This is a genomic window from Nocardia jiangsuensis, assembly GCF_042650385.1.
GTDB classification, from domain to species: domain Bacteria; phylum Actinomycetota; class Actinomycetes; order Mycobacteriales; family Mycobacteriaceae; genus Nocardia; species Nocardia jiangsuensis.
In genome coordinates, this window is record NZ_JBHSAX010000022.1 from 281,316 (window position 1) to 291,284 (window position 9,969).

7 protein-coding genes and 1 pseudogene are annotated in these 9,969 nt (G+C 68.2%); 2 read left to right on the plus strand and 6 right to left on the minus strand.

The window, feature by feature from the left end:
- Positions 1–73 precede the first annotated feature (73 nt).
- A complete protein-coding gene (locus ACFO0B_RS27430; protein WP_378615848.1) occupies positions 74–442 on the plus strand; it encodes a hypothetical protein in 369 nt (122 codons plus the stop codon).
- Here the strand turns inward: ACFO0B_RS27430 and ACFO0B_RS27435 are convergent, their stop codons facing one another.
- The 6 genes from ACFO0B_RS27435 to ACFO0B_RS27460 all read right to left on the minus strand — a co-directional run bounded on the left by ACFO0B_RS27435 (position 443) and on the right by ACFO0B_RS27460 (position 7,819).
- Complete coding sequence (locus ACFO0B_RS27435; protein ID WP_378615850.1) at positions 443–1,519, minus strand: hypothetical protein; 1,077 nt, start codon at positions 1,517–1,519, stop codon at positions 443–445.
- An 83-nt stretch (positions 1,520–1,602) separates the two neighbouring features.
- A complete protein-coding gene (locus ACFO0B_RS27440) occupies positions 1,603–2,331 on the minus strand; it encodes a 2OG-Fe dioxygenase family protein (protein ID WP_378615852.1) in 729 nt (242 codons plus the stop codon).
- Positions 2,332–2,368: 37 nt separating this feature from the next.
- A complete protein-coding gene (locus ACFO0B_RS27445; RefSeq protein WP_378615854.1) occupies positions 2,369–3,280 on the minus strand; it encodes a phosphotransferase in 912 nt (303 codons plus the stop codon).
- 10 nt (positions 3,281–3,290) lie between these two features.
- Complete coding sequence (locus ACFO0B_RS27450; RefSeq protein ID WP_378615856.1) at positions 3,291–5,957, minus strand: hypothetical protein; 2,667 nt, start codon at positions 5,955–5,957, stop codon at positions 3,291–3,293.
- 531 nt (positions 5,958–6,488) lie between these two features.
- Entirely contained in the window at positions 6,489–7,223 is a 735-nt protein-coding gene (locus ACFO0B_RS27455) for an ABC transporter ATP-binding protein (RefSeq protein ID WP_378615858.1), read from the minus strand.
- On the minus strand, positions 7,220–7,819 hold the full coding sequence (locus ACFO0B_RS27460) for an ABC transporter permease (protein WP_378615860.1): 600 nt from the start codon (positions 7,817–7,819) through the stop codon (positions 7,220–7,222). The genes ACFO0B_RS27455 and ACFO0B_RS27460 overlap by 4 nt, the downstream gene beginning before the upstream one ends.
- A 1,037-nt stretch (positions 7,820–8,856) precedes the next feature.
- Here ACFO0B_RS27460 and ACFO0B_RS27465 point away from each other — a divergent pair.
- Positions 8,857–9,915, plus strand: a pseudogene (locus tag ACFO0B_RS27465) (beta-ketoacyl [acyl carrier protein] synthase domain-containing protein); the annotation flags it as partial.
- Between the last annotated feature and the right edge of the window lie 54 nt (positions 9,916–9,969).

Below are 9,969 nucleotides of genomic sequence, written 5' to 3' on the forward strand. Positions count from 1 at the left end.
TTCCGAACCCTGTACTTCAGAAATCGTAAGTGCTAACTTCTCAATTCAGAACAGTCGAGAGGGGAGTTCGCTCATGGTGTCGAACGAGGGCACGACCGTTCCGGTCGCGCTGGCGGTGGGCCGGGTACTGCTCGGTGCCGCCTCGCTGGGTGCGCCGCACGCGCTGAACCGCGCCTTCGGGGCGCGCAGTACGCCGGAGTCGCTGTATCTGATGCGCGTGTACGGGATCCGGGCGCTGGCCATGGGTTTCGGCTATCTCACCGCCGGTCCGCGGGAGCGGGCGCGGTGGCTGCGGCTCGGGTTGCTGATCGACGTCAGCGACACCGTGGCCGGTCTCGGGAACGTGCGGCGGGGGGATATCTCGCCGCGGACGGCGTGGCCCCTGGTCGCCTTGACCGGCGCATACGCCGTAGCCGAGGCGATTCGGCTGAGCGTGCGATAGCTATCCGGCGTCGCTGTGCCTGGCGTACGCCGCTTCGCGGACGGTGTCGTCGTCCTCCAGCCCCGCCCCGAGCGCGCCGCCCACCGTGGCGAGCGAACACGTCAGCCAGGCCAGCTCCAGGTAGTCCCCGATCCCGACCGGATGCCCCAGCGCCTCGGCGAACCCGGCGGGCACCACCAGGAACGCCGCCGCCAGCACCGCCAACCCGAACAGCGCCAGGTAGAAGGCGCCGACCCCGATCAGCACGGTGGCGATGGTCGCGATGTTGAACATCGCCACCTGCTCCCGCATCCGCCGCTGCGGCGCCCGCTCCCACAGGTCGGCCCCGATCACCAGGGTGGCCGCGATGGCCACGATCGACCCGACCGTCGCCAAGGACGACCGCACCGCGCCGAAGGTGTCCGCCATCCGCCAGATATCCGACGTGATCAGCGCGAACACCCCTGCCGCCGCGGCCGCCGCCAGCGCCCGCGAGAGCCGCAGGGTGAGCCGCCACGGCTGATTGGCCCGCACCATGCCGGTGATCAGCCGCAGATTGCCGGTCAGGACGCGGGCGGTGAAGGCCGAGGCGCCCGGCTCGGTGTCGGTGCCGAGTTCGCGCACCCGGTGGGTCAGTTCGGTGGGATCGTCCGGGTCGTCGCCGAGCAGGCGCGCCACGAGTTCGGCCGCGATCTCGTTCAGGCGCCTGCCGCGGCCGCGGGGGCCGAGCGCGGGGATCGAGATCACCGCGACGCCGTGCAGCGGGCTGGCGTGGGCCAGCACCGGGCGCCGGCGTTCGTGCAGCGGGAGGTCGGTGACGTCGAGGACCACGTCCCAGCCGCGGGCCAGCATCATCTCTCGCGCGGCCGCCACGATCTCGCCGTCGCCGGCCGGGGGCGTGACCAGGCGGTCTTCGACCAGGTCGACCTCCCACTCGGCTCCGGCCAGGCGGGTGCCGAGTCCGGTGGCGAAGGCGGGGTCGCCCAGGTGCCGGCGGGCCAGTTCGATTGCCGGGCCGGGTGCCGCCACCACGCCGAGAACGACCCGCGGCTCGCCGTGCTCCTGATCGACGCCGCTCGGCGCTTCGTCTGTCGTCACGTCGAGACATTCAAGACGTGCTGTCGGGTCCGAACCAAACCGGAAGTCGTAGGGACCACTTCCGGACCTCGAGGAGAACACACTCAACGGTAGAAGTCGACGATCATCACGTCGCGGGAACCGCTGACCTGGTTGCTCGCGGGCAGGATGTCGGAGACGCAGTGCAGGAGGCGGCGATCATCGACGATCAGGGTGTCGCCGCGCTCGGCGAGAGTTGTGGTGATGACCTCGTCACCCCGGTACAACGAGGTGCGGCCGCCGCGGCAGCGGTAGTCGAACAGGTGGACGGCGAACGCGACGTTACCGTCGCGATGGATCCCCTCCGGTGTGGGAGAGGCGGGTTCGCCTTCGGATGCCTCGATGCGGAACAGATGGACATCGGCGTTCCAGGCGCTGGGCTCTGCCAGTGCGGTGGACACGATCTCGGTGTCGAGCGCGACGAGCGCCTGGAACAGCCCGCTCTGCCAGGTCGGAGTCATGATCGGCTGGTAGTGCCGATCGATCCCACCTGCGTAGGGGTTGGTCTCCGGTGTCTGGAAATAGGGCCCGTGCGGGCGTGGCCGCAGGTCGCCGCCCTGGGTGGTGTGGAATCGGCCGTAGCGGCGTCGCCGGAAGCGGTGACCGGAATGGAGATAGTGGTCGAGCGGGAGGTCGTCCCAGGCGCGGTGGAGCCGGTCCCATCCGGGACCGGCTCCGACGTGACGCAGGATGGTCGCCGATTCTTCGAAGGCGAATCCGTCGTGCTGAACCTTGCGGGCGATTCTCGCGATGTCGGCCGCGCTGTCCCGTTCGGTACCGGAGAACACCGACATCGTCGCCCCACCCTCTGCCAGCGAATCCCCGAGCGGGTCAGACCCGGATCGCCCGCATGTTGTCGACCAGGCGCATCATCGGCCGATGACTCTGTGCGCGTGCCGGATTCGGGAAACGGACGTTGTGTCGGTAGTAGCGGTGGAAGGCGATCACCAGGGCGGCGTACTCGGCCAGACGCGGCAGGATCGCGCGGTCGTCCTCGGTCAGCGGCAGCACGGCGTGGTAGCCCTCGACGAGGCGCTCCGTCCGTTCGATGTCGATGTGGTCGTCGAGGCGGGCAAGTCCGACGACGGCCATTCCGAGGTCGAGCAGCGGGTCGTCCAGCGACGCGGTCTCCCAGTCGATGACCGCCAGGGTGTGGTCGGGCCGCTCGATCAGGTTGTCGGCGAACAGATCTCCGTGCGTGATGGTGTCGGGCCGGGTACCGTGATCGCCGCGCAACCGATCCAGGCGGGTCCGCAGCCAATCGGCGAACTCGTGGTCGGTGAACCGGGAGATCTCGGCTTCCTGCTGCTCCGAAAGACGCCGAGTGTGTCGCGGCAGGCTGGGCAGGTCGACGGGCGCGCGGTGCAGCGAGGCCAGTGTGGCGCCGGCGTCACCGAGCAGCGGGACCGGCAGCGAATCGTGAACAGTACCTTCGATCCACCGTTTCAGGACGGCCGGGCGGGCGTTCGCCTCGGTCACCGTCCGGCCGTCGCGAGCGGGCACGATCTCGGCAGTCGGAAGGCCGTGCTCGAACAGTGCCGTGGTGACCTGGACGAGTCGGTGAGCCGTGACCGGGTCGTGGTTGTCCAGGACGGTCAGCACGTAGGTGTCGGTGTCGGTGCCGACGGTGAAGCTCGAGTTGGCGGCGCCACCGGGTAGAACACGGATCGACGGGTTGTGCAGACCGTAGTCGGTGCTGACACGTGCGAGGTCCACGTCGTCGATCGTGGTGTAGTCGGCCATCGGCTGCGAGTCACGTCCTTTCGGTTGTCATGAGTTGCCTGCGCCGTTCCGAGACGAGCAGGCGCCAGCGATTTCGGGCAGCTGGTTGCCCTTCGATCCAGTCGGCTCGTGCGACATCAGGGGGGAGATTCGAGCCGGTGAACATGTGCGCGATCTCGATGAGATAGGCGAACTCGTCACCGTGAACGCAGTCGTACAACCAGCTACGGGCCTGCTCGGTCAGCGTATCGGACTCGAGGACGGCGGCATGGAAGCAGGCGGCGAGGGACGCGTAGGCGCACAGCGAGCTCAACCCGGCTGCCCGCGTGGTGGCGGCGACCGCACGGGCGCGGCCGGGTAACTCGGGATCGTGGCCCGCGTCGGCCACCAGGCGGGCGACCTCGACCTGCAGTGTGGCCCAGCCGACGGGCGCGGCGCCGAGCAGGTTCGTCGCGTGGTCGATCTGCTCCAGCGCGCGTGGCCGGTCCTCGAAAGCGGCGGAGAACGACAGGTAGGCCTGGCACAGCGCGGCTTCTCCGCTGAACCCGGCTCGGAAGGCGTCGTCACGGGCACGGGCGAGGCAGGCGCACGCCATGGATATATCGCCCTGCGACCACCAGAGTTCACCGCGGGCGCGATGTTGTTTGCCGTCGTCGCCGAGGGTTTCCACGGTGGTGAGCGCATCGCGGAAGCGCCCGAGCCGCCGGGCCAGGTGGAACAGTCCGCGTGCGGCGTCTGCGGACAACCGCCCGCCGGCGTCGGCGACGAGCCGCATACCGTTCATGGAGGCGGCCAGATGCCCGAGGTCGCGTTCGCACATCGCCAGGTAGTAGCGCGGAAGCTCGACGAGGTCAGGGGGCAGATGCCCGGCATCCAGCACCGCGCGCAGTTCGTCGGCGGTCCGGTGCCGGGGAACGCGGTTGCGTCGGGCGATGATTCCGAGGGTGGTGATCAGTGCTGTCGCCGCGCCGCCGGTCGGTGGCGGGAAGCCCCTCGGCAGCAGGGGATCGCCGACCTCGAGCGAGTCCCACACCGAATCGCCGACGTAGGCGAAGGCGGCATCGATGAGCCAATCCAACGGAAGGTCGAAATCGCGAGCCAGCCGCAGCCCCTGGGTCAGACAGTTGACCAGAATGCGGCGGTCCCCGCGAGCGGCGGTGCGATCCCGGCCGGTGCCGAGGGCGTCGAAGGCGCGCTGGGCAGCGCGCCGCCAGTCGGCGGCGCTCCAGCTGTCCTCGCCGCGGTGGTCGGCGTCGCGCAGTGCCGAACGCACCGGATTGTGCAGCCGGTAGGGCCACAGTCCGGTCGAATCATGTTCGATGAACGGCCGGTCGATCAGACGCAGGGCGACCCCGTCGCGTTCGAGCCCCGCCGTAGCGGTTGCGAGGTCCACCGAGAACGAGTCGAACAAACTGACCGCCCGAGCCATATGGCGTTCTTCGGTGGTGAGATCGCGGAAGATCCGGTCGACCAGCGCGGCAAAGTCGTGATCGATCTCGCGCATGGCGGGCATCGTACCCAGCCTGCGATACAGCGTGAGGTAGCGCGTGACCGCCAGGTCGAGATAGAGCGGCAATCCCTCCGACCGGGTGGCGATGATCGCCCGGATATGCGGCGGAATGAGGGGTTCGTCGAGGTGGGTGATGCGCCGGGCCAGGTAGTCGTGGCAGTCCTGCGGCGACAGGTACCCGACCAAATGCTGCCGCGGCTCACCGTCGGCCTGGGTGCCCAGCTGTGGCCAACAGCGGGTGCCGGCCCAGTCCAGCACGTCGTTCAAGCGTTCGTCGTCCCACTGCAGGCGGTTCCGGCCGGTGATGACGAACACGGCGTTGGGCATCAGCCAGACCAGGCGCTGGAGCAGGCGTTCCCGTTCACGGTCGGTGCGGTCACCGACGTCTTCGAAGGTGTCGAGCATGATGACCGGGAGCGCCGAGCGCCCGCCGGGCAGGTGCGCCAGATCCCAGGCCAGCAGATGCGGGTAGAAGCTCAGGGCTTCGATGTCCGGGTCGGCATCGAGCAGGTCGGGCAGGCGACGGCACGCCAGCGCGTGGTGCCTGCGGCGGCGTTGACGCAGCCCGCGGATCGCGGCCGCGATGCCCCGGCCGGCCAGCAGGCCCACGGTGCCGGGAAGTCCGAGAAGTTGCGCGGCATCGCCGATCGCCGAATCGATCTGCGCCGGGAGCGAATCAGCGAATCGGCGCAGTCCGGAGTGGCTCGCCAGGTGCGCCTGCAGCGACTCACCCGGCCGGTTGTGCTCCCAGTAGCGCTGCAGAGCCAGATCGAACGCGGGCATCGGGCGTCCGAGGACCGAGAGTTCCGCGCGCACCGTGAGCACGATCGATTCGATGTCGACGGCGCGGCTCCGAGCCAGATCGACCCGGATCGGCACGGTGCGGGGTAACGCCTGCTCGGGGGGCTGCCACTGGGACGGCCCGGTCCGGGGGTCGGCCAGCCAGGCGGTCAGCGTTTTCGACAGCGTCGTCTTGCCGATTCCGCCTACGCCGTAGAAGACCAGAACGTTGCGCCGCGGCTGTTCCATGTCCTCGACATCGAACGACTGCGAGTCCGTTTCCGCGCGGACGGTCCTGATGCTGCGGACGACCGCCTCGTATTCGCTCTCCCGGTTGGTGAACACATCGACCGCCCGCAAGTCCGGATCGTTCGACCGGAAAACGGCGTGCAGGTCTCGACGTGGCATCGGGCTCCGAATCCTCGGGGGCGAGTCCGCCCGCGTCAGCGCGAACAGAGTGCTGGGACAACCCCGAATAATACGGCGAATACTGTTGCTGCTCAGTCTCTTCGGACTCGCCGCAAAGTAGCTGCGAGCATGCTCCGAAGGTGCGGTCCGCTGGAGGCTCCAGGTGGCGATCTTCGACGTTCGCGCACGCTGCGTGCCTTCAGCTGCGGCGCAGCCACCCTGTCGACTCCGGCTCGGCCGAACCGAATTGGTCAACGTGTCCGATTGCCGCTTTCGACGGCGGAAAGGAATTGGACGACAGAGCGGCAGCGCGGAACCGGGGCGTGACAACGAACTGCAAGTTGCAGCAGGAGATGCTCCGCCCTGCGGAGGCGCCACCGGATCAGGCGGAGTTCGGAACGAGCGGCGCGCGCCGGCAGGTTCACGGCGAGCGCGTACACCGACAGGTATGCTCCCACAACAGATTCGGACAGAACCGGCGAACACTACTGGAGTCCGGCACGCCGGAGCGGTGCGACCCTGCGGGACCGCTCAGTGCTCGATCAGCGCGCTGATCCGCCGCCGATGATCGGTGAACGCCGCATCGTTCACATCCCGCGGCCGATCCAGCTCCACCGGAACCACCGCCTTGACGTGCCCCGGCGTCCCGTGCGAGATCCCGCCGCTCATCACCACCACCCGATCCGCCAGGTACACCGCCTCCTCAACGCTGTGCGTGACGAACAACGTGGTGGTCCCGGTCTCGCGATGGATCCGCTCGAGCTCGCGCTGCATCGAACCGCGGGTGAGGGCGTCGAGCGCGCCGAACGGCTCGCCCATGAGCTGCTGCATTCCGCCGGAGAGCTGCTCCGGGAAGCGTTTCGCGACCCGGGTGAGGCCGACGAGCTCGATGTAGCGGGCGGCCCGCGCGGCGGCGTCGCGGCGGGAGGCGCCGGTCTGCCTCGGCCCGTAGGCGACGTTCTCCTGCACGGTCAGCCACGGGAACAGGCCGTAGTCCTGGAACACGACGCCGCGGTCCGGGCCCGGCCCGCGCACGGGCGCGCCTGCGACCTCGAGCCGCCCCGAGGTCGGGGTCTCGAAGCCGGCGAGCATGCGCAGCACGGTGGACTTGCCACAGCCGCTGGCGCCGACCACGGCGATGAACTCGCCCGCCGCGATATCGAGGTCCAGGTCCGCGACGGCGGTGACCGGGCCCTGTTCGGAAGGGAACTGCTTGCCGAGCGCGGCGATGGTGATCGGCGCGCCGAGGCGGACGGTGCTGGTCATGAGGGTGCTCCTCCGCGGGGCTCAGACGAGCCCGGGGCGGTTGCGGGTGGCCGCGCGCAGGTGAGGGTCAAGCTCTTCCAGGCGGGGGTGCCGAGCATGGCGGCGGCCTCCAGCAGCCGCGGCGAGACCGTGGAAGCGCCCGCGATGGTGTTGACCAGGATCGGGAAGAACGCGGCGAGCACGATCAGGAAGATGGTGGAGCGGTCGCCGAAGCCGATCGGCAGCAGCACCAGCGGCGCCCACGCGGTCACCGGGATGGGGCGCAGCAGCCCGGCCGTGGAGTCGAGCAGCCGCTCCACCACCCGGATTCGGCCGATGAGCAGCCCCAGCGGGATCGCCAGTGCGGCTGCGATCAGGAACCCGTTGAGCACCCGCAGTGCGCTGGCCGCGTAGTGCCGCCACAGCGTGCCGCTGGTCGCCTCGCCGGAACCCACCGCGAGATCGGCGACCGCAATAGAGCGGGCTGACCAGGCATTTGCCGGTCGGAGCCGGCGCGGCAGCGGGGTGACGTACTGCTCGGCGAGGTCCGCGGGTGGCCAGGTGCTGGCGACGGCGGTCGTGGCGACGGCCCAGTCGTGGCCGAAATGTCCGACCACCCGTTGCCGCCGCTACTCGCGGTCGGTGTCCATGTGCCGCAGGGCTTCCCGGTACGTGGCGACCACGGCGCTCACCAGTGCGGGGTCGGTGTCGATCACCCGCTGCGTGGTCGCCAGCCCGATATCGACCTTCCCGACGGGGGGTGTCGCCCGGGCTCACGATGTCGTGCGCGCCGCGCTGCTCGGCGACCGACGGGCCGAGTTCGGCCGAGGAGAAGGCGTCGATCTGCCTACCCGCGTAGGCATTGGTCATGTCGGCGAAGGTCAGGTCGATCAGGGTGAGGCCGCGGTCCGGGTCGATACCCGCCGCGCTCAGTGTCGAGCGCAGCAGCACCTCCCGCGAGGATCCACGTAGCGCGTCGGCCGCGACCGGTTTCCGGTCGTCTCGCGAGGCGACGATTCGCATCGCCACGCCCGTGATCCGTGACCGAGCTCGGGCCGTGGATCCCGATCACCGGGACGTCGGTGGCTGGTACGTCGAGCGGAGGCGGCACCACGGACAGGAATCAATCTGCTGTGAACGGTTCATCGCGGGAGGATGCCGATTGACTCGGCGGCGCGGAGTCCTCCGGGATGGCCGACCGGCGATCCGCAATCCGTGAGCTATGGCTCTGCCCCGAGAATGATCGGCATCCCGCTGCCACCACCGCGGGCGTCCCGGCTCGGGCGCGCGTTCCGAGTGGGTAAACCTTCGCGGGCGAGGAGGGTGCTCGCCCGGTAACTGCCGTGCATATAAATTTGCAGGTGACTTTACCTTCAAATTGGTCGAGTGCGCCGTTCGATGAGCTGGAGGTAGCTGGGGGCGGGTGCCACGCCGCGCTCGGGAGCCAGCGGAATCATAGGGCTATTTTTTCGCAATCCCGAGCGAGGTGCGCTGAAGGCAAACCCCGTTCGGTGACACCCGTAACGGAAAGCCATCTTTCACGTCTGCTGCATGATTGCCTCTCCGGTTGACAGCCCCGTAGACGGGGGTTACCGTCGAAGTGCGAGAGGGGGATCGGGACAGTATTTACGGGAATTGCTGCGGTCTGTCGACTGTGTGCAGCGGTGGAGGAGTTTCTATATTGCTCGACTCAGACCCTGTCGCTGTAGTCGGAATATCTTGCCGATTCCCCGGCGCCGATAGTGTTGCTGCTCTATGGAAAATGTTGACGACGGCGTCGAGTGGGGTGGGTCCACCGTCGGATTCGCGCACTCTGCTCTGTAATCTCACCGATTCGGTATTACCGGACGGGGGTTATCTGAAGCGGGTCGATACTTTCGATCCGGAGTTCTTCGGTATTTCGCCCAACGAAGCCGCGGCGATGGATCCGCGGCAACGGTTGATGCTGGAGACCGCCTGGGAGGCCTTCGAGGACGCGGGTATCGTTCCCGGGGCACTGGCCGGGGAACCGGTCGGCGTCTTCCTCGGCGTTTCCGGTGACGACTACGTCGCCAGGCACGGTCACTACGCCATAACCGGTGGTAGCCGGGCTGTCGTCGCGAACCGGCTGTCGTATTTCCTCGACCTCACCGGGCCCAGCCTGCTCGTCGACACGGCCCAGTCCTCGTCGCTGGTGGCCGTGCACATGGCGTGCGAGAGCATTCGCACCGGCGAATCCGACACCGCCGTCGCCGGCGGGGTGAACATCGACCTGACCACTCGGCGACATCGACTGCTGAACGAACTCGGTGTCATCTCACCCGACCGCAGATGTTTCACATTCGATTCCCGCGCGAACGGTTTCGTGCCCGGTGAAGGCGCCGGTGTCGTCGTTCTGAAAAGTCTCCATGCGGCGCTCGAATCCGGTGACCATATCTATGCCGTTGTCCGCGGCAGTGCCGTGAACAACGATGGTGCCACTTTCGGGTTGACGGCACCGAGTGCCGAACGGCAGGAGAAAGTTATCCGGAATGCGCTCCTGCGCGCCGGTGTCACCGCTGCGGATATCGATTTCATCGAATTGCACGGTACCGGGACCGCAATCGGGGACGTCGTCGAAGCGGCCGCGCTCGGGGCGGTATCGAGAGATTTTCCGCGACGTGCCGAACCTTTGCTGGTCGGCTCGGTGAAAACCAATATCGGCCACCTCGACGGTGCCGCCGGAATAGCCGGATTCATCAAAGCGACGCTGAGTATCGAGAACAGCAAGTATCCCGCGAGCCTTAAT